22 protein-coding genes and 1 pseudogene are annotated in these 17,884 nt (G+C 67.6%); 10 read left to right on the forward strand and 13 right to left on the reverse strand.

The genetic code is table 11. The features are described 5' to 3' along the window. Window positions 1–57 precede the first annotated feature (57 nt). The 4 genes from Q8O26_RS02160 (at window position 58) to Q8O26_RS02175 (ending at window position 2,271) form a co-directional block, all read left to right on the forward strand. A complete protein-coding gene (locus tag Q8O26_RS02160; protein WP_305573012.1) occupies window positions 58–486 on the forward strand; it encodes a hypothetical protein in 429 nt (142 codons plus the stop codon). Window positions 487–549: 63 nt separating this feature from the next. Continuing rightward, on the forward strand, window positions 550–1,707 hold the full coding sequence (locus tag Q8O26_RS02165; protein ID WP_305573059.1) for an Mrp/NBP35 family ATP-binding protein: 1,158 nt from the start codon (window positions 550–552) through the stop codon (window positions 1,705–1,707). 87 nt (window positions 1,708–1,794) lie between these two features. Continuing rightward, complete coding sequence (locus Q8O26_RS02170; protein ID WP_305573014.1) at window positions 1,795–1,992, forward strand: hypothetical protein; 198 nt, start codon at window positions 1,795–1,797, stop codon at window positions 1,990–1,992. Between the two features lie 9 nt (window positions 1,993–2,001). Continuing rightward, window positions 2,002–2,271 (forward strand): sulfurtransferase TusA family protein, encoded by a 270-nt coding sequence (locus tag Q8O26_RS02175; RefSeq protein ID WP_305573016.1) that lies wholly within the window; start codon window positions 2,002–2,004, stop codon window positions 2,269–2,271. Between the two features lie 7 nt (window positions 2,272–2,278). Here the strand turns inward: Q8O26_RS02175 and Q8O26_RS02180 are convergent, their stop codons facing one another. Beyond that, the gene (locus Q8O26_RS02180) at window positions 2,279–2,566 is read right to left on the reverse strand and encodes a hypothetical protein (protein ID WP_305573018.1); all 288 of its coding nucleotides are present in this window, start codon (window positions 2,564–2,566) and stop codon (window positions 2,279–2,281) included. A gap of 165 nt (window positions 2,567–2,731) precedes the next feature. Here Q8O26_RS02180 and Q8O26_RS02185 point away from each other — a divergent pair, with 165 nt between their 5' ends. Then, window positions 2,732–3,253 (forward strand): DUF2478 domain-containing protein, encoded by a 522-nt coding sequence (locus Q8O26_RS02185; RefSeq protein WP_305573020.1) that lies wholly within the window; start codon window positions 2,732–2,734, stop codon window positions 3,251–3,253. A gap of 27 nt (window positions 3,254–3,280) precedes the next feature. Here Q8O26_RS02185 and Q8O26_RS02190 read toward each other — a convergent pair whose 3' ends face one another. From Q8O26_RS02190 to Q8O26_RS02230, 9 genes and pseudogenes are all read right to left on the reverse strand, one after another. Then, on the reverse strand, window positions 3,281–4,033 hold the full coding sequence (locus tag Q8O26_RS02190) for a M20/M25/M40 family metallo-hydrolase (protein WP_305573021.1): 753 nt from the start codon (window positions 4,031–4,033) through the stop codon (window positions 3,281–3,283). A 67-nt stretch (window positions 4,034–4,100) separates the two neighbouring features. Then, window positions 4,101–4,568: pseudogene (locus Q8O26_RS20725) on the reverse strand (hypothetical protein); the annotation flags it as partial. Then, the gene (locus Q8O26_RS02200; protein WP_305573023.1) at window positions 4,528–4,716 is read right to left on the reverse strand and encodes a hypothetical protein; all 189 of its coding nucleotides are present in this window, start codon (window positions 4,714–4,716) and stop codon (window positions 4,528–4,530) included. The pseudogene Q8O26_RS20725 and the gene Q8O26_RS02200, both read right to left, overlap by 41 nt. A 78-nt stretch (window positions 4,717–4,794) precedes the next feature. Further along, entirely contained in the window at window positions 4,795–5,019 is a 225-nt protein-coding gene (locus Q8O26_RS02205; protein WP_305573025.1) for a hypothetical protein, read from the reverse strand. Then, window positions 5,016–5,276 (reverse strand): hypothetical protein, encoded by a 261-nt coding sequence (locus tag Q8O26_RS02210; RefSeq protein WP_305573027.1) that lies wholly within the window; start codon window positions 5,274–5,276, stop codon window positions 5,016–5,018. The genes Q8O26_RS02205 and Q8O26_RS02210 overlap by 4 nt, the downstream gene beginning before the upstream one ends. 68 nt (window positions 5,277–5,344) lie before the next feature. Continuing rightward, window positions 5,345–6,739: an FAD-binding oxidoreductase gene (locus tag Q8O26_RS02215; RefSeq protein ID WP_305573029.1), complete on the reverse strand. Its 1,395-nt coding sequence runs from the start codon at window positions 6,737–6,739 to the stop codon at window positions 5,345–5,347. Window positions 6,740–6,835: 96 nt separating this feature from the next. Beyond that, window positions 6,836–7,669, reverse strand: a complete 834-nt coding sequence (locus Q8O26_RS02220) for a metallophosphoesterase (RefSeq protein WP_305573031.1) — start codon at window positions 7,667–7,669, stop codon at window positions 6,836–6,838. 168 nt (window positions 7,670–7,837) lie between these two features. Further along, on the reverse strand, window positions 7,838–8,614 hold the full coding sequence (locus Q8O26_RS02225) for an SDR family oxidoreductase (protein ID WP_305573033.1): 777 nt from the start codon (window positions 8,612–8,614) through the stop codon (window positions 7,838–7,840). Between the two features lie 27 nt (window positions 8,615–8,641). Further along, window positions 8,642–9,343 (reverse strand): GntR family transcriptional regulator, encoded by a 702-nt coding sequence (locus tag Q8O26_RS02230; RefSeq protein ID WP_305573035.1) that lies wholly within the window; start codon window positions 9,341–9,343, stop codon window positions 8,642–8,644. Window positions 9,344–9,559: 216 nt separating this feature from the next. Between Q8O26_RS02230 and Q8O26_RS02235 the strand changes: the two genes are divergently transcribed. From Q8O26_RS02235 to Q8O26_RS02255, 5 genes are all read left to right on the forward strand, one after another. After that, window positions 9,560–10,813 (forward strand): ABC transporter substrate-binding protein, encoded by a 1,254-nt coding sequence (locus Q8O26_RS02235; RefSeq protein WP_305573037.1) that lies wholly within the window; start codon window positions 9,560–9,562, stop codon window positions 10,811–10,813. A 183-nt stretch (window positions 10,814–10,996) separates the two neighbouring features. Beyond that, entirely contained in the window at window positions 10,997–11,875 is an 879-nt protein-coding gene (locus Q8O26_RS02240; protein WP_305573039.1) for a branched-chain amino acid ABC transporter permease, read from the forward strand. A gap of 4 nt (window positions 11,876–11,879) precedes the next feature. Further along, window positions 11,880–14,402, forward strand: coding sequence for a branched-chain amino acid ABC transporter ATP-binding protein/permease (locus Q8O26_RS02245; RefSeq protein ID WP_305573041.1), 2,523 nt, complete (start codon window positions 11,880–11,882; stop codon window positions 14,400–14,402). A gap of 144 nt (window positions 14,403–14,546) precedes the next feature. After that, on the forward strand, window positions 14,547–15,473 hold the full coding sequence (locus Q8O26_RS02250) for a 3-hydroxyacyl-CoA dehydrogenase (RefSeq protein ID WP_305573043.1): 927 nt from the start codon (window positions 14,547–14,549) through the stop codon (window positions 15,471–15,473). Window positions 15,474–15,510: 37 nt separating this feature from the next. Continuing rightward, on the forward strand, window positions 15,511–16,443 hold the full coding sequence (locus tag Q8O26_RS02255; protein ID WP_305573045.1) for a 3-keto-5-aminohexanoate cleavage protein: 933 nt from the start codon (window positions 15,511–15,513) through the stop codon (window positions 16,441–16,443). A 121-nt stretch (window positions 16,444–16,564) separates the two neighbouring features. On the opposite strand, the gene hutX is transcribed toward Q8O26_RS02255, so the two are convergent. The 3 genes from hutX to Q8O26_RS02270 all read right to left on the reverse strand — a co-directional run. Continuing rightward, window positions 16,565–17,083: a heme utilization cystosolic carrier protein HutX gene (hutX, locus tag Q8O26_RS02260; protein WP_305573047.1), complete on the reverse strand. Its 519-nt coding sequence runs from the start codon at window positions 17,081–17,083 to the stop codon at window positions 16,565–16,567. 16 nt (window positions 17,084–17,099) lie between these two features. Further along, window positions 17,100–17,447, reverse strand: coding sequence for an antibiotic biosynthesis monooxygenase (locus Q8O26_RS02265; protein WP_305573049.1), 348 nt, complete (start codon window positions 17,445–17,447; stop codon window positions 17,100–17,102). 41 nt (window positions 17,448–17,488) lie between these two features. Continuing rightward, window positions 17,489–17,884: energy transducer TonB (locus Q8O26_RS02270; protein ID WP_305573051.1), on the reverse strand; the 396-nt coding region annotated here is incomplete at its 5' end.

The raw sequence follows: 17,884 nt of genomic DNA on the forward strand, positions 1-17,884 counted from the left end.
GAGCAATACCCGGAGCCGCATATGACACCGAACAGCCCATCGCTTGCGAATGTGACAATGATCGCCGCCCCCACCCTGATGTTCCTCGCCGCGAGCGCCGTGCTCCTCCTCGTGACGGGGCCGACAAAGGCGCAGGCGCCACAGCAGCAGCAGGTCGAGATCCGCGGTGGCGAGACCGTCGAGGTTCCCGGCGCCGGCGGCCGGCTCATCAAGTTGCGGTTCAGCCGCGTCGTCGCCGACGGCGTCTGCGTCTCGCCGCGCGGCTGCGCCCGCACCGGTGCACCCGTCGTCGAGATCGAGGCCGTCGGGGCCGCGGCGCCCACCTATCGTCTGTCGCCGGCCGCCCATCTCGGCGCGCCCTTCGTACCGGTCCAGGGCCGCTTCGTCGCTTTCGGAGAACTGGTGTCGCCGCCCCGCGAATTGTCGACGGTCAACCGGGCCATGCCGCTCGATACCTATGTGCTGCGCCTGACCGTGACGCCCTGACACCGACGCCACCCTTCCGCAACCCGGCGGGATGCCCTATGTGACCGCCTGTCGTATGGGGGCATCATGGTCACACGCGAAGAAATTGCGCGGGCACTCGAACAGGTGAAGCTGCCTGCGAGCGGCCAGTCTCTGACGGCCTCCGGACGGCTGTCCGACATCCTCGTCAACGGCGACAAGGTGATGGTCACGATCGCCATCGACGCCACGGAGGCGGCCGCCATGGAGCCGGTGCGCGCCGCGGCACAATCGGCGATCGGCGGCGTGCCCGGCGTCGGCCAGGCGCTGGTCTCGCTGACCGCCGACCGGCCGAGCACTCCGGGACCGGGCTCGGGCGGGATGCGTCCGCCTCCCTCCACCCAACCCCATGTCGCCGCCGGCCGTCCCTCGCAGGCGCCCTCGCCGAAGGTCGCGACAATCCCGGGGGTCCGACACGTCATTGCGGTCGCTTCGGGCAAGGGCGGGGTCGGCAAGTCCACCACCGCCTGCAATCTCGCACTGGCCCTGGCTGCCAACGGGCAGAAGGTCGGCATTCTCGACGCCGACATCTACGGCCCCTCGCTGCCCAAGCTCTTCGGCCTGCACGGCAAGCCGCGGGTGGTGAGCGGACGCACCCTCGCCCCGCTCGAAGGCTATGGCGTCAAGGTCATGTCCATCGGCTTCATGGTCGAGGAAGAGACGCCGATGATCTGGCGCGGGCCGATGGTCATGAGCGCCATCACCCAGATGCTGCGCGAGGTCGCCTGGGGCGAACTCGACGTCCTCGTGGTCGACATGCCACCGGGCACCGGCGACGCGCAGCTGACCATGGCGCAGGCGACACCGCTCGCCGGCGCGGTCATCGTATCCACGCCGCAGGACCTCGCCCTGATCGATGCGCGGCGCGGCGTCGCCATGTTCCGCAAGACCGAGGTGCCCATCCTCGGTATCGTCGAGAACATGAGCTATTTCATCGCGCCCGACACCGGCAACCGCTACGACATCTTCGGCCACGGTGGCGCGCGCAAGGAAGCGACGCGCCTCGGCGTGCCCTTCCTCGGTGAGGTGCCGCTCGACATGGCCCTGCGCGAGAGGTCCGATTCCGGGCGGCCGATCGTCGCGACCGATCCGTCCAGCCCGCATTCGCTGGTCTATCGCGACATCGCGCGGCAGGTCTGGGCGAGCCTGTCGGGCACCGGCGACGTGACGATCAAGCAGCCGCCGGCCATCGTGATCGAATAGTGCCGGCCGCGACGTCGCGACGCTTGAACGATTCCAGACGCATGATAAATTCCGCGACGAAACAAGAACTTCCTAGAGGGGAACGTCATGAAGGCCATCACGCTCGCATTCGCTGCCGCCATCGTCATGGCAGTCGGCGCCGGCTATCTTCTCAACACGACCTACCAGCAGACGGTCGATGCGCGCTTTGTCGGTTCGGGTGCGCAGCTGCGCGGCACCGAGGCCGGTTACAATCTGGTCGGCAAGTCCTGGGACGGCATGGCCGCTCCCTCGGCGACGCGCTGACAGCGCGACGTGACCGGCACCGTGCAGGACCTCCCCGATCGTGTCGGCGCGCCGGCTGAGGCGGCCCTTCTGGACCTCAAGGGGCTCAAATGCCCCCTGCCCGCCCTCAAGACGCGGAAGGCGCTCAGCCGGATCGCATCCGGAGAGCGCCTATCCGTCGTTTGCACGGATCCGATGGCCGGCATCGACATCCCCAACCTCCTGAGGGAGACCGGGGATGTGCTGGAGGATCAGCAGCAGGGTGACGGCACGCTGACCTTCCTCGTCCGAAAGGCTTGAAGGCGCTTCAGACCGCGCCCTGCAGGACGCGGTGCCGATTGAACTGGCAGGTGAAGGCGCGGTTGCCGAACCTACCGTGGGAGGCGAGGCCCCTGATCTCGTAACGCCCGCCGGCAGTTCGGGCGACATGCCGTTCCAGGACGACGGAGCGGCGGCTGAGGCCCATCATCTGGGCCGCATCAGCGCGACACCATCCGTGCATGTCGCGCCCGCGATGGCGGGCTTCGGCGCTGTTCGATCCTGCGGCGACAAGGATCGTCGCGGCGATCAGCACGACCATCGGAACCTTCAGCATGTCCATCCATCCCTGCCATGGGGCCGACACCGGGCCCGTCGCGAGTCGCCGCCATCAAACCACGAGTTCGTCGTCCTGCCGAGCCCCGGCGATCGGTTGAGTCGCAGGACCTTTACCTTGCGGCGACCAGGTCCCATCTTCGCAGTCCAAACCGAGATCATCCGCATGAGCCTCATTGCCGCCGTCCCTTACGGCCCCGACGACGACTGCGACGCCCTGCTCGCCACCTTCGCCCATGAGCGCGAAGCGGCGGGCGTCAAGGTTGCCGGCCTCATCCAGATCAATGCCGGCGCCGGCTGCGCGGAACTCGACATGGAGCTCGAGGCGCTCGGCACGGGTCGCCGGATCTCCATCTGCCAGGACCTCGGCCCCGGGAGCGTCAATGCCTGTCGGCTGGACCCGGCAGGGCTGGCGGAGGCCGCGGCCGCCCTGCGGCAGGCCCTCGACCGGCCGGCCGATCTCGTGGTCGTCAACAAGTTCGGGCGGATGGAGGCGGATGGCGGTGGCCTGATCGCCGAGATCGGCGCCGCGGTAGCGGCCGAAATGCCGCTCGTGATCGGCGTTCCCATGCGTTTCCAGCCCGCCTGGGACGCTTTTGCCGGCGGCATGGACGTCAAGCTGCCCTGCACGCGCGCAGCGCTCGAAGGCTGGTGGTCCCGGCTCGCCGTGCCGGCAGCCGCCGAGTAGAGGCCCGGCCGGCGTCGCCGGTGCCGATCAACCGACGACCAGGTCCGGCGTCAGGGTTTCGAACAGCCGGACATAGAGCCGGGTGCGGGGCACCAGGCAGGAGACGAGCAGGTGCTCGTGATGGGTGTGGGGCCCGTCGCCGATGACACCCAGCCCGTCGAGGGTCGGCACGCCGAGCGCACCGGTGAAATTGCCGTCGGACCCGCCGCCGGCGATGCGCTCTCCGGCGATGGCGAAGCCGAGTTCGCCGGCAAGGCCAGCGGCGTGGTCGTAGAGCTTCTGGATGGCGGCGGTCTTGCGATAGGGCGGGCGGAAGAGACCCGGGGTCACGGCGAGCACGACATCGGGGTCATGCGGCGTCAGGGCGAGCAGCCTGGCGCGCACCTCGGCCTCGGCCTCGACCGTCGGCACCAGCACATAGACGCAGGCCTCGGCATGGATCGGCACCATGTTCTCGTGGGTGCCGCCGGACATGGTTCCGACATTGAGCGTGATGGAGCGCTCATAGTCGGTCATCGCCTCGACGGCGATGATCTGGCGGGCCATCTCGCGGATCGCACTGCGACCCTTGGCATGATAGGCGCCGGCATGGGCGGGAATGCCCGTCGTCTTCAGGGCATAGCGGGCGATGCCGTGACGGGCGACGGTCAGCTTGCCGCCCTCCCCCGAGGGTTCGGCCACCAGCACGATGGCATGGCGGCGTGCCTCGGCCTCGATGCGCGCGCGCGAGGACGGGCTGCCGGCCTCCTCGTCGGGGATGAACATGACGGTGACCGGCATGTGCGGCCCGGCGACCGGAGGCGTGGAGATGGGCGAGCGCCGCCATGGCGATCGCATTGCCGCCCTTCATGTCGTAGATGCCGGGGCCATAGGCGCGGTCACCGTCAAGGCGCCAGGGCAGTTCCGCCGCCAGCGTGCCGACGGGATGGACGGTGTCGATATGGCCGAGCAGGAGAATGCCGGGACCTTCGGTCTCGCCGGCGATGCGGCCGATCAGGATGTCGGCATAGCCCATCGTGCCGGGGATGCGCTCGATCCGGGCGTCGACGTCGCGCAGGAGGGCCTCGGCATGGTCGGCCATGCGGTCGACGGCAGCCACGTCCTGAGTCGGGCTCTCGATGGCCACCCATCGGCGGACGGCCTCGAGAAGTGCGGCGGGGGTCAGGTCCTGCATGTCCGGCTCGTTCGCTGCTTCACGTGGAGAGCGACAGTCAGCGGTGGAAGGCGGCGTCCTGGCAAGACCGGCCGACCATAGGAGCCATGCAGGAGGCCGGTCAGGCCGCCTTGATCTCGTATTCGCGCACGGCGCGCTCATAGGATTCCGTCCGGCTCTTGATCCGGTAGGCCGGATCGGCCGAGTCGGAGGGCAGCAGGCGGATCACCTCGAAGGGGCCTTCGGGCATCTTGATGAAGGAGCGACCGAGCGTGACGACGTCGCCGACCTTGAACCTGTGCTGGGCCATTTTGTTGATCACCTGTTGTCTCGAGGAAGGCACGCGAGGCCGGAGGGCCGGTGCCGGAAACGACCGAGGAGGGGCCGGCTAGCGGTCCCGGTCGGCGGCCGCGATGCGATCGGCAATGACCTTGGTCGTTTCCGAGGAATGGACGGTGGTGCCGCCCTCCATGACGATCAGGGACGTGCCGGTTGGCGATGTCTGGATGGCGATGACCCGGTCGGGGCGGATGAAATTGACGCCACCCATGCTGCGCACCTCGACGAGAGCCGCGACGCCGGCGGGCGCGACCGCGATCTGGGGATGGGTCATGAGGCTTGCCGAAGCGCCTTTCGCTCCAGAGGATAGGCGGCATCGTCGTAGAGCGTGCGGATGGCAGCGCCGGAGACGTCGTCGTTCTCGGTGCGGATGTTGATGCCGTTGAGGTCGGCCCCGAGTTCCTCGACGGCGAACTGGACGGCCAGCGCGAGGCTGTCGAAACGCTTGTACTTGAGCGGGACGCGGGAGCGGAACGACTTTCGCTTGTTGGCGAAGAGCTCCGCTGCAGCGGTGAAATCAGTCTGAGACATAGGACACGGTAGCACTTTGCCGCAGCCGAGTCCGATTTATTCCGCAGGCTTTTCCGCGGAGCAGCCGATCAGGACGGCAGCACCTTGCCGGGATTGAAGATGCCCTTGGGGTCGAGGGCGTTCTTGATCAGATACATCACGTCGAGTGCCTCGCCGTGTTCCTCGCGCATGAATTTCATCTTGCCGATGCCGACGCCGTGCTCGCCGGTGCAGGTGCCGCCGAGGGCGATGGCATGTTTGACCATGCGGTCGTTGATCTCGTTGGCCTTGGCCCATTCGGCCGGATCGTCCGGGTCGATCTGCATGCCGAGATGGAAATTGCCGTCGCCGACATGGCCGACGAGGGTGGTGCCGAAGCTCTGCTGCGAGGTCTCCTTGCGCACCTCGCGGATCACTTCGGCCAGCGCCGAGATCGGCACGCAGACGTCGGTGCCCCAGCCCTTGGCGCCGGGGCGCAGGGCCCGGATGGCCCAGTGGATGTCGTGGCGGGCCTGCCAGAGCTTTGCCCGTTCATCGGCATCGGTGGACCAGCGCCAGTTGCTGGCGCCCTCCCCCCTGGCGAGGTCCTCGACGATGGAAGCCTGTTCCTCGACACCGGACTGGCTGCCGGCAAATTCGAAGAAGAGAGTCGGCGTCACCGGCAGGGTAAGCTTGGAATAGGCGTTGACGGCCTCGATGGCGCGGTCGTCGAGCAGTTCGACCCGCGAGATGGGAATGCCCATCTGGATCGTCTGGATCACCGTGTCGACCGCAGCGTCGACGCTGGGGAACGAACAGGTCGCCGCGGCCATGACCTCGGGAATGCCATAGAGCCGGACGGTGACCTCGGTGATGATGCCGAGCGTGCCCTCCTGGCCGACGAAGAGGCCGGTGAGGTCGTAGCCGGCCGAGGACTTCTTCGCGCGCGAGCGCGTGCGGATGACGCGGCCGTCGGAGAGCACCACGGTGAGGTTGACGACGTTTTCGCGCATCGTGCCATAGCGCACCGCATTGGTGCCGGAGGCCCGCGTCGCGGCCATGCCGCCGATGGTGGCGACGGCCCCGGGGTCGACCGGGAAGAACAGGCCGGTGTCGCGCAGATGGGCATTGAGCTGCATGCGCGTCACGCCGGCTTGTACCGTCGCATCAAGGTCTTCGGCGCGGACGCCGAGGATCTGGTTCATGCCGGTGAGGTCGAGGGACACTCCGCCGTTGACCGGGATGAGGGCGCCTTCCAGCGACGAACCCGCGCCATAGGCGACGATCGGCGTGTCATGGGCGGCGCAGAGCCGGACGATGGCCGCGACCTCTTCCGTCGTCACCGCCCGGCACACCGCATCGGGAAGGCGGGGCGCATGGCGCGACTCGTCGCGGCCATGCTGGGCGCGGTCGGATTCCGAGGTCGAGACGCGGCTGCCGAGGAGGGTGCGGAGGCCTTCCAGCAGGACGGGATCGATCGCAGAAGCCGCGAGGGGAGCGTTCATGGGTCTCAACCGGGTTGGGCAGGACGCGGGGGCCGTCATCAAGAGCATCAAGCCGGGCGGATGCCAATCGGATTGACGCAGGGCGCGGTTGCGAAATCAGGAGAGTGTCCGGCGCTCGAGGCGCCAGGAGAGATCGGACGCGACATGGATCAGGCTGAAGCCGGCGGGATCGTCGCCGTGGCGGCCGGCCGCCGAGGCCGAGGGCGCACCGGCGAGGGTGATTGTGCCCGTCGCCCCGGTCCAGACCGTGTCGCAGGCGCGGTGCAGGTGGCCGTGCAGCACCAGCGGGCAGCCGTGGCGGGCAAGAAGCGCCATCAGCGCCTCGCCCTCGCGCAGCCGCTTCAGCCGCGACAGTCCCGGTGCGTGGGGCGGATGGTGGATGGCGAGGACCGGCAGCTGGGCCCTGCGGTCGAGGCCGGCAAGCAGCGTGTCGAGGCGGCCGAGCTGGGCGGCGCCGAGTTCGCCTTCCGCCGAGAAGAGCCAGGTCGGAGTGCCCGAGCAGAGGGTGACGACGGCAACGCGGCCGGCGAGGGTGAGACGGGGAAAGCGGGCGCGCAGGTCACCCTCCCCCGCAGGAGGCCCCAGCCAGTCGCCGAGGATCGCTTGCAGGCGCTGCGCGGCGCGGCGGGTATAGACGTCGTGGTTGCCGGGGGCCCAGGAGACGCGCTCGGGATCACCGAACTCACCGAGCGCAGCGCCGGCCGCGGCATATTCGGTGGTGAGGCCGAGTTCGATGAGATCGCCGGTCAGAGCCACGTGATCGGGCCGCGCGGCGCGCAGCGCAGCGATGATCCGCGCGGCGATGGCGCCGTCATGGGCACCGGGCTTGCGCGCCCAGTTGATCCAGCCGAGCGCGGGCTTCAGGCCCTCGCCGAAGGGAAAGGGCACCGGCGTCAGGTGCAGGTCGGAGACATGGGCGATGACGGTCACGACGCGTGCCTTGCATGGAACGGGCGGGATTCCAAGGGCGTGAGGGCGCCGGGGCCTGCCCGGCCACCAGGCTCAACCTCGCCGTCATGCCCGGGCTCGTCCCGGCATGGCGCGACGGCTGGAAATGACCGACCAAGACGCAACGGCTGCAGCGCCGGCGCCTCCCCGTCAGGTCAGCATCTGCATGTCGCCGCAGATCGACAGCGCCTGGCCGGAGATGGTCTTGCCCTTCGGCGAGCACAGGAACAGCATCTGGTCGGCGAGCTGGCGCGCGGTGACGAAGGTCTTCAGCGAGGTATAGGACGAGGCCTGCTGCTCGATCTCGCGGAACGAGACGCCGCGCGACTGGGCTTTGGCCTCCAGCACGCGGCGGATGCGGTCTCCCTCGACCAGGCCGGGCAGGATGTCGTTGACGCGGATGCCGAACTCGCCGAGCTCGATGGCCAGCGATTTGGTGAAGCCGACAACGCCCCATTTCGCCGCCGCATAGGGCGTGCGCAGGGCGAAGCCGAAGCGCCCGGCGACGGAGGCCAGGTTGATGATCGAGGCGTTGGTGCTGGCTTTCAGATGCGGCACGGCGAGGCGGGCACAGTTGAACTGGCTGGTGAGGCAGACCTCGATGCAGCGGTCCCAGTCCTCCGGGTTGATCTCCTCGACGCGCCCCGTGGGGCCGGCGATTCCGGCATTGTTGACGAGGACGTCGAGGCCGCCCAGCCGATCGATGGTGGTGGCGAAGAGGTCGGCGACCTGTTTGCGGTCCGCCACGTCGCAGAAGGAGGAGGTGATGGCGGGGTCGGTCCGGGCGAGCTCCGCGATGGCCTCGCGGTCGACGTCGCAGACATGGACCCGCGCCCCCTCCTCTGCGAAGGCACGCGCCACCTCGCGGCCGATGCCGTTGGCGCCCGCCGTGACGAGGACGCGCAGACCCTTGATGCCGAGATCCATCGAACCGTCTCCCTGATGTCTTGTTTTCTAGGCCGCGGCGAGACCGCCCCTGGCGATGATAAAGTCGGCGGCACCCCGGATATCCGCCGCGATAGCGGCGCGGGCAGCGGGCCCGTCACCGGCGCGGATCGCCGCCAGCGCATCGGCATGGAAGCGCACCGCGCCGCCGGCTGCGAGGCGCTCGGGATTGGCGCCGAGATCGAGGTTCAAGACCGGGCCGGCCTTGAGCCAGAGGGCACCGATGATCTCGGAGAGGGTCGGCAGGCCCGTGGCCCGATAGATCGCGAAATGCAGATCCTTGTTCAGCCGGACCGCTTCGGACAGATCGGGCCGGGCGAGGAGACTGAGGGCGCGGAAGGCGGATTCAAGCGTCGCGATCCGCGCGATGTCGTCGGGCAAAGCGGCGCTGGCCGCCGTATGCGCCGCGAACCCTTCGATCTCGATGCGCACCGTCGTGAGTTCGCGAAACTGGCTGACCGTCATGATCGGCACCCGCACCGCCCGGTTCGGCGCGACCTCCAGGGCGCGGTCGGCGACGAGCCGGCTGACGGCCTCGCGCACCGGCATCATGCTGACCCCCATGGCCTCGGCGGTGCCGCGCAGGGAGAGCTTGTCGCCGGGAGCGAGGCGGCCTGCCATCAGCAGCTCGCGCAGATGACCATAGACCTGGTCGCCGAGCGTTTCCCGCTCGAGCGGTCCGATGGTGGTCAGGGCCTCTGCGACGCTCATAGCGCGTCACTCATGACAAGCGTTCCGTTCAAATCCGACCGCGTTCCGTGCGGTCGCTGCTCAGTGTCGCGAAGGGGGCTGGACAAATCCAGCCATTTGAGAAACCATAACTGTGATCACAGATCACGGCAAGCCATCGGCCTGCCGTCAGCGAGGGGCGGTCAACGCTCCCGCTCGGGTGAATTGGGTCTGGAAACACTGCCAAGGAGACGTCCGATGCCGTTCGACAAGAGCCTGTCACGCCGCACCCTCATCAAGGCCTCCGCCGGCGCTGCCGCGCTCGGGACGCTGGGTGCCCCCGCCATCAGCTATGCGCAGGCCGACGCCATCAAGATCGGCCACATCACCCCGCGGACCGGCTTCCTCGGTCCCTTGGGCGAATATGCCGCACAGGCCGCACAGCTTGCGGCGGAAGAGATCAATGCGGCCGGCGGCATCATGGGCCGCAAGCTCGAGCTCATTCTCGACGACAGCCCGAATCCGCAGCAGGCCTCGGCCAAGGCCGAGCGTCTCGTCCAGCGCGACAAGATCGTCGCCCTCCTCGGTGAAATCTCATCGGCCTCGGCGCTCGCCATCGCCCAGGTCGTCCAGCGCGAGAAGGTGTTGTTCATCAACACCGGCGCCAATTCGGACGCGCTGCGCGGCTCGGACTGCCAGCGCTTCATGTTCCACATCGAGGCGCAGAACTCGATGTATGTGAAGGCGGTGGGCCGGTCGCTCATCCGCGACGGTCTCGTCTCCGGCAAGAGGTGGTATTCGCTGACGGCGGACTATGCCTTCGGCCACGATCTCCTCAACGTCGCCAAGCGCTACATGGCGGCGAACGGCGGCAACCATGCCGGCGACGACCTGATCCCGACCGATCTCGCCGACTTCTCGCCGTTCCTCCTGAAGATCCGCCAGGCGCGTCCGGACGTCGTCTGCCTCAATCTCGCCGGCACGCAGATCACCAACTTCCTCAAGCAATATGCCGAGTTCGGCCTGACCTTCCCGGTGGCGGGCTTCGGTTTCGACACCGCGCTGGCCTGGGGCGCCGGCCGGGGGAATTTCGGTGGGACCTGGCCGGTGGTCTGGCACCACCTCATCGATACGCCCGGTTCCAAGGCCTTCGTCACCGGCTTCCAGAAGAAGTGGAACCGCATGCCGGAGAACCAGGCCTGGGGCGACTATTGCTCGTTGAAGATCGTGGCTCAGGCCATCACCGAGACGAAGTCGACCGAAGGCATCAAGATTGTCGAGCATTTCGAGAAGGGCGCCAAGTTCGACCTCCTGAAGACCCGCGAAGGCTATTTCCGGGCCAAGGACCATCAGATGATGATGGAGATGTATGCGATCACCGCCCTGCCGGCGGCGCAGATCAGAAACCAGCACGACATCTTCACCTCGTCCCCGCCGGTTCCGGCCGCCAACGAGAGCCTCGAGGTGATCGCGGCGACCGACGACGAGAACAAGTGCACGTTCCGGGCGTGAAGTGACGGTCCGGCCGGAGCGCCCGCAGCGCTCCGGTCGCCCTGCCCCTGACGAGTGCCCTTCGGGGCGCGGTCTGACGTCTGGCGGACCCGAAAGGCGTCCGCTGTCGCTCCGGCCGTGCCTCGCAGGACGCATTGCCGCCATGCCGAACGCCGATGCCATCCCGCACCCCGGACCGATCCCGTGCCTGACCTGATCCCGCTGCTCTCGCAGATCCTGAACGGCCTGCTCGCCGGGTCATACTACCTGATGATCGCGCTCGGGCTGTCGATGATCTTCTCGCTCGGCGGGATCGTGAACCTCGCCCACGGCGCCTTCTATGCCATTGGCGCCTACCTCGCGGTGACGCTCGCCGACCGCATCGGCTTCGGCGGGGCGCTGATCGTCTCGCCGCTGATCGTCGCGCTGATCGGCATGGTGGTGGAGCGGTTCCTGTTGAGGCGCTTCTACAATGCCGATCCGATCCTCGGCCTGCTCCTCACCTTCGGCCTCGCCATGGTGACCGAGCAGACGCTGCGCATCCTTTACGGCGCGGCGCCGGTTCCCTTCTCCATCCCGCCGGAACTGCGCGGCCAGGTCTTCCTCGGCGACTTCGTCTATTCGCGCTACCGGCTGATTACGCTGGGTATCACCGCCGTGGCGGTGCTCGGCCTTTGGATCCTGCTGACGAAGACCGCCTTCGGCAAGGTGGTCCGCGCCGGTGTCCAGAACCCGGACATGGTCGGCGCGCTGGGCATCTCGCTGAAGCCCTACATGACCGCGGTGGTGATGATCGGCGTCGGCCTCGCGGCCCTCGCCGGCGTGCTCATCGCCCCGATCGCCGGCGTACACCCGGCGATGGGCCAGGAGATCATCACCTTCGCCTTCGTCGTCGTGGTGATCGGTGGCCTCGGTTCCTTCTGGGGCGTCGTGGCGGCCGCCGCCATCGTCGGCATGACCCGCGGCGTCGCCGCGCATTTCTACCCCGCCGCCACGGAAGCCTCGGTCTATCTGCTGATGGTGCTCGTGCTGCTCACCCGCCCGCGCGGCCTCTTCGGCGAACGCATCCAGAAATTCGAGTGATCCGATGACCCCGACCCTCCGCACGCTTCTGGCGGCCATCGCGGCGCTCGTCGTCCTGCCCGTCTTCATGCTGTCGATCGGCCTGACGCTGACATCGGCCACCGACGTCGTCATCTTCGCCATCGCCGCCCTGGCGCTGAACATCCTGGTCGGCCATACCGGCCTCGTGTCCTTCGGCCACGGCGCCTTCTTCGGCATCGGCGCCTATGCGGCGGTCCTGGCGCAACGCCATTTCTTTCCCGACCAGATCCTGCTGCCGGCAGGCTTCTCGATCCTCTTCGTCGGGGTGGTCTCCACCCTGCTCGGCCTGCTGATCCTGCGGCGGCGCGGGGTCTATTTCTCGCTCCTGACCCTCGCCATGACGGCGGTCGCCTATACCGTGTCGTTCCGCTGGACGGATCTCACCGGCGGCGAGAACGGGCTCGGCGGCGTCGTCCGGCCGCATTGGGGCATCGCCGATCTCAACAATCCCTGGGCCTTCTACGTCCTCGTCGCGGTCATCGGCTTCGCCGTGGTCTTCCTGCTCCAGCGATTCCACCGCTCCCCCGTCGGCAGCGTCCTGGTGGCTGTGCGCGAGAACGAGGTGCGCGCCCGCTTCGTCGGCTACGACACAGACCGCTACAAGCTGATCGCCTTCACCATTTCGGCGACCCTGACCGGCTTTGCCGGCGTCCTCTCGGCCTTCCACCACCGCTTCACCTCCGCCGACCCGATCGCCATCCAGTTCTCGGGCGAGCTCCTCGCGATGGTGGTGATCGGCGGCATGCGCAGCTTCATGGGGCCGGCGCTGGGGGCGCTGTTCTTCATGCTGTTCCGCGAATATCTCTCGCTCTTCACCTCGAGCTGGCTCCTGTTCTTCGGCCTGTTGTTCGTCGGTTTCATCGTCTTCTCGCCCACCGGCCTGATCGGCGTCGCCGAGCGGGTGCTCGCCCCCTTCCGCAAGCGCATCGAGACCGATGCCGCCATGGCGGCGCGGCGCGTCGAGGCGGTGGGCCCCGTGCCGCCGCAGTTCGTGCGCGAAGGCCGGCAGGGTGACGGCGCCGTCATGGTGGTGGACGACATCGCCAAGAGCTTCGGCGGCATCAAGGCGGTCCGCGGCATCAGCTTCACCGTGAAGGACCGCACGCTCCATGCGATGATCGGCCCCAATGGCGCCGGCAAGACGACGGCCTTCAACCTCCTGTCCGGCATGTTTCCGCCCGACCGTGGCACGGTGAAGCTGGATGGCCGTGAGGTCGGCGGCCTCTCACCCCACGCGATCACACAGGCCGGCGTCGGCCGCTCGTTCCAGATCACCAACCTCTTTCCCGGCCTCACCATCCACGAAAACGTGCGTCTCGCCATCCAGGCGCGCCATCCCGGCCGGTTCGGCGTCTGGGCGGAGGCGACCGCCCTGCCCGGCCTGCAGGACGATACCGCGACCCTGATCCGCTATCTGGGCCTCGGCGGCATCGAACAGGCGGAAGCGGGCTCGCTGTCCTATGGCGGCCAGCGCCTCGTCGACATGGCGCTGGCGCTGGCGACGCGGCCGCGCATTCTCCTCCTCGACGAACCGCTGGCGGGCCTCGCCGCCGCGGAGAGAAAACGCGTCGGCGACATCGTCAAGACCATTTCGGGAGACATCCCGGTGCTATTGGTCGAGCACGACATCGACCGCGTGTTCCAGATCGCCGACCACGTCACGGTGATGAACGACGGCGAGGTGCTGGTGGACGGCACGGTAGAGGCGGCACGCTCGTCGGAGCGCGTCCAGGCGGTCTATCTCGGCTCCGGCACCCATGCGGTGGCGGCCAAGGCGCGCGCCTCGGCGGCGACCACGAAGACGCTGCTCACCCTGGACAAGGTCAATACGTTCTATGGCAAGAGCCACATCCTCAACGACGTCTCCTTCGACGTGAAAGCCGGCGAGATCATCGCCCTGCTCGGCCGCAACGGTGCGGGCAAGTCGACGGTCCTGAAGACCATCACCGGCATCGCGCCGCCCGCTAGCGGCACGGTGACGCTGGCGGGCGACGTTCTCTCGGGCCTTCCCTCCGACAAGGTGGCGCGGCTCGGGGTCGGCTATGTGCCGCAGGGCCGCGGCCTCTTCGCCGGGCTGTCGGTGAAGGACAACCTGATGCTCGGCCGGCTGAAACGGCTGACAGGCGCCGGGCAGCACTGGGATGAGGACCGGGTTCTCGCCTTCTTCCCCCGCCTGAAGGAACGCTGGTCGACGTCGGCCGATTTCCTCTCGGGCGGCGAACAGCAGATGGTGGCGGTCGCCCGCGCCCTCGTCGGCGATACGCGGCTCCTGCTGCTCGACGAGCCTTTCGAGGGCCTGTCGCCGGCCATCACGGAAGAGCTCTTCGAGGCCTTCGACAAGCTCCGGCACGAGGTCTCGATCATCATCGTCGACCATCACCTCGATCTGGCGCTGGCGATCTCCGATCGCACGGTTGCGCTGGAGCGCGGCGCAGTCACCTGGCACGGCGCGTCGAAGGACCTGCGCGACGACCAGGACCTGCGGCGCAAGGTGCTGTGGCTGTGACGAGCCGCCGGAGGCATGATGCGCTGACGCTCGTCATGCCCGGGCTTGTCACGGGTATCCACGACTTCTCGTCCGGCCATGTTCAAGTCGTGGATGACCGGGACAAGCCCGATCACGACATGTGAGGATCCAGAGGAAAACGACATGCCCAAAATCGCCATCGTCGGATCGGGCCTGATCGGCCGGGCCTGGGCCACGGTCTTCTGCAGCCATGGCTGGACCACCGCGCTCTATGACCCGGTTCCGGGCGTCGCCGAGTTGGCGAAGGCGCATATCGCCAAGAACCTGAAGGAACTGGCCGACCTGGACCTCGTCAAGGACGCCAAGGCCTCCGCCAAAAATCTCGTCGCCTGCGCCACCCTCGCCGAAGCCCTCAAGGGCTGCGCCTTCGTGCAGGAGAACGGACCGGAAAAGGTCGAGGACAAGATCGCCATCCACGGCGAGATCGACGCCCTCGCGCCGGCCTCCGCCATCGTCGTCTCCTCGACCTCCTTCATGTTCTCCTCGCTCTGGGCCAAGGACCTGAAGCACCGCTCCCGCGTGCTCGTCGCCCATCCGGTCAACCCCCCGCATCTCGTGCCCATCGTCGAGCTCTGCCCGGCGCCGTGGACCGATCCGAAGGTGGTGGAGAAAGCCCGCGCCATCTACGAGAAGGTCGGCCAGGTGCCGATCACCGTGAAAAAGGAGATCGACGGCTTCGTCCTCAACCGCCTGCAGGCGGTGCTGATGGCCGAGGCCTTCGATCTCGTCGGCTCGGGCGTCGTCTCCCCGGAAGACCTCGACAAGACGATCCGGGACGGGCTCGGCCTGCGCTGGTCCTTCATAGGCCCCTTCGAGACCATCGAACTGAACGCCCCCGGCGGCATTCCCGACTACAACCAGCGCTACGGACCGAGCCTCACACGTCTCACCGGTCGCAAGGTCTTCACCAAGGCGAACGAGACGGCGATCATGGCGGAATGGCCGGGCGAGCAGTCGCCCGAACGCATAGCCCGCCTGTCGAAATGGCGCGACGGCCGTTTGGCGGCCTTGAAGGCGCACAAGCGCGGCGCGAAGAAGAAACCGGCCTGATCTTCAATCCTCCCGCAGTCCGACGAAGGAGCCCACCATGGCGAAGTCGAAGAAAGTCATCATCACCTGCGCCATCACCGGCTCCATCCACACCCCGTCGATGTCGGAGCATCTGCCGATCACGGCGCAGGAGATCGCCGACAACGCCATTGCGGCGGCGGAAGCGGGAGCGGCCATCGTCCACCTGCACGCGCGCGACCCCAGGGACGGGCGTCCCGATCAGTCGATCGAGGCCTATGCGCCCTTCCTGAAGGTGATCAAGCAGCGCTCCGACGTCGCCATCAACATCACCAGCGGCGGGTCGCAGACCATGACCGTCGAGGAGCGCGTCAAGCCGGCAGCCCATTACGCGCCGGAAGTGGCGAGCCTCAACATGGGGACGATGAATTTCGGCCTCTACCCCATGCTCGACCGCTTCAAGGAGTTCAAGCATGACTGGGAGAAGCCCTATCTCGAGGGCTCCCGTGCCGGCATGTTCAAGAACACCCTGGCCGACATTGAATATATCCTCACCACCTGCGCCAATAACGGCACGCGTTTCGAGGTGGAGTGCTACGATATCGGCCACCTCTACACGCTCAGGCACTTCGCCGACCGCGGTGTGATCAAGCCGCCGTTCTTCATCCAGTCGGTCTTCGGCATCCTCGGGGGCATCGGCGGGCATTACGAGGACGTGGTGATGATGAAGCGTACGGCCGACCGCCTCTTCGGTGACGAGTACCAGTGGTCGGTCCTCGGCGCCGGGCGGAACCAGATGCCGATCGCCGCCATGTCGCTCGCCATGGGCGGCAATGTCCGTGTCGGCCTCGAGGACTCGCTGTGGATCGGCCCCGGCAAGCTGGCGAAGAACAATGCCGAGCAGGTGACCAAGGTGCGCCAGATCATCGAGGGCATGGGCCTCGAGATCGCCACGCCCGACGATGCCCGCGAGATCCTCGGCCTGAAGGGCGGCGACAAGGTGAACTTCTGAGCCGCCAAAGGCCCTCCCCGCCGTCATGCCCGGGACCAGCCCGGACATGACGTGAAAATCCCAGGGTCAACGCAAAAGGGCGCGGCGTCGGCCGCGCCCTTTGACTTTTTCCGCGCCGGGTTCAGGCGTAGCGCGCCCGCAGCGCCTCGAACTTCACGATCTGGTCGGGCAGCAGCGCCCGCTCCTTGTCGCGGCGGACGAAGATCTTGAACATCGCCTCGCCGGCGCCGTTGTAGAACTGGATCGACAGCGAACGGCGCCCGTGGAAGACGCGATCGACGAAACAGATCTCGCTGCAGTTCGACGCCTTGATGTGACCGCCGATCGGGCTGTCGCCATGGACATTGAACCAGCCGTGGCCGGCCGAACCCGGCACCAGCGCGCCGTGACATTCCAGCACGATATCAGGCGTGTTGACGATGAACAGGATCTCGCCCCAGCCGGTGACGTCATTCCAGATCGCCGCGAAGGCCTCGTCCGGCGCGGTGATGCTCTCGCCGGGAGGCAGCATGGCCAGCACCTGCCGGGGCGAGAGACCGTGCTCGCGCGCGACATTCTCGATGACCCCGTCCGGCTTGGCGGCAAGGGCGGCCCGCGCGGCCGCCAGACGGTCCTCGGGGGCGGTCAGTTCCGCAGACATTTGCGCCGCCATGACGTCACTCGGCGGCCAGGGAGGGCTTGCCGCGGTTGTCGTCGACGAGCACGGCCTCGAAGCCCTCGAACTCGGGATGACCCATGGAGGTCGGCTTGGCATCAGCCATGCCGGCACGGGCATGCGACTTGCGGAACTGCTCGGACTTGGTCCAGGCATCGAAATCGGCGTGGCTCTCCCAGACGGTATGGGAAGCATAGAGCGTGTGATCCTCGCGGACCGGCCCCTTGAGCAGGGCGAATTCGACGAAGCCCTTGAGTTCGTTGAGATAGGACTGGCGGGTCCGCCAGATCGTCTCGAAGTCGGCCTCGGCGCCCTTGATGACCTTGAAGCGGTTCATGGCGATATACATGGCAACTCTTCCTTCTGGCTCGTCCTGCGGACTGGCTGATATCAATAGAGACTGTAGTTTATTCCCGCCGTGAAGCTGGCGGAACCTCCGGCCGGATTTGGCGGGAAGGGCTGGGCGCGACGCACCATGGCGAGCGTCGCCTGATCGAGAATGGCCGCCCCCGACGAGGAGGCGATGGAGACGGCGGTGACCGCGCCGCTCCCGGTCAGAGTGAAGGCGACCCCGGTGCGGCCGCGAATGCCGCGCTCGCGCGCCTGTTCCGGATAGATCCTGTAACGGGCGAGGTGGGCGAGCACGCGCTGGCGCCAGGCGGCGACGGCAGCGACGTTGGAGGCGCCGGTGGACCCCGTCGCGCTGGACTGCTGACGATTTCGCTGACCGGCCCCCTCGCCGCGCTCGGCGGCGCTGGCGCGGGCCTCGGCCTGCTGCGCGCTGCG

It is taken from the genome of Phreatobacter sp. (assembly GCF_030691135.1).
GTDB lineage: Bacteria > Pseudomonadota > Alphaproteobacteria > Rhizobiales > Phreatobacteraceae > Phreatobacter.

Bases quoted from the DNA above. Each gene is read 5' to 3' on its own strand.
- Q8O26_RS02160 (WP_305573012.1), top strand. From the start codon at position 58: ATGATCGCCGCCCCCACCCTGATGTTCCTCGCCGCGAGCGCCGTGCTC.
- Q8O26_RS02170 (WP_305573014.1), top strand. From the start codon at position 1,795: ATGAAGGCCATCACGCTCGCATTCGCTGCCGCCATCGTCATGGCAGTC.
- Q8O26_RS02180 (WP_305573018.1), bottom strand. From the start codon at position 2,566: ATGCTGAAGGTTCCGATGGTCGTGCTGATCGCCGCGACGATCCTTGTC.
- Q8O26_RS02185 (WP_305573020.1), top strand. From the start codon at position 2,732: ATGAGCCTCATTGCCGCCGTCCCTTACGGCCCCGACGACGACTGCGAC.
- Q8O26_RS02190 (WP_305573021.1), bottom strand. From the start codon at position 4,033: ATGCCGGTCACCGTCATGTTCATCCCCGACGAGGAGGCCGGCAGCCCG.
- Q8O26_RS02200 (WP_305573023.1), bottom strand. From the start codon at position 4,716: ATGGCCCAGCACAGGTTCAAGGTCGGCGACGTCGTCACGCTCGGTCGC.
- Q8O26_RS02205 (WP_305573025.1), bottom strand. From the start codon at position 5,019: ATGACCCATCCCCAGATCGCGGTCGCGCCCGCCGGCGTCGCGGCTCTC.
- Q8O26_RS02210 (WP_305573027.1), bottom strand. From the start codon at position 5,276: ATGTCTCAGACTGATTTCACCGCTGCAGCGGAGCTCTTCGCCAACAAG.
- Q8O26_RS02215 (WP_305573029.1), bottom strand. From the start codon at position 6,739: ATGAACGCTCCCCTCGCGGCTTCTGCGATCGATCCCGTCCTGCTGGAA.
- Q8O26_RS02225 (WP_305573033.1), bottom strand. From the start codon at position 8,614: ATGGATCTCGGCATCAAGGGTCTGCGCGTCCTCGTCACGGCGGGCGCC.
- Q8O26_RS02230 (WP_305573035.1), bottom strand. From the start codon at position 9,343: ATGAGCGTCGCAGAGGCCCTGACCACCATCGGACCGCTCGAGCGGGAA.
- Q8O26_RS02235 (WP_305573037.1), top strand. From the start codon at position 9,560: ATGCCGTTCGACAAGAGCCTGTCACGCCGCACCCTCATCAAGGCCTCC.
- Q8O26_RS02245 (WP_305573041.1), top strand. From the start codon at position 11,880: ATGACCCCGACCCTCCGCACGCTTCTGGCGGCCATCGCGGCGCTCGTC.
- Q8O26_RS02250 (WP_305573043.1), top strand. From the start codon at position 14,547: ATGCCCAAAATCGCCATCGTCGGATCGGGCCTGATCGGCCGGGCCTGG.
- Q8O26_RS02255 (WP_305573045.1), top strand. From the start codon at position 15,511: ATGGCGAAGTCGAAGAAAGTCATCATCACCTGCGCCATCACCGGCTCC.
- hutX (WP_305573047.1), bottom strand. From the start codon at position 17,083: ATGTCTGCGGAACTGACCGCCCCCGAGGACCGTCTGGCGGCCGCGCGG.
- Q8O26_RS02265 (WP_305573049.1), bottom strand. From the start codon at position 17,447: ATGTATATCGCCATGAACCGCTTCAAGGTCATCAAGGGCGCCGAGGCC.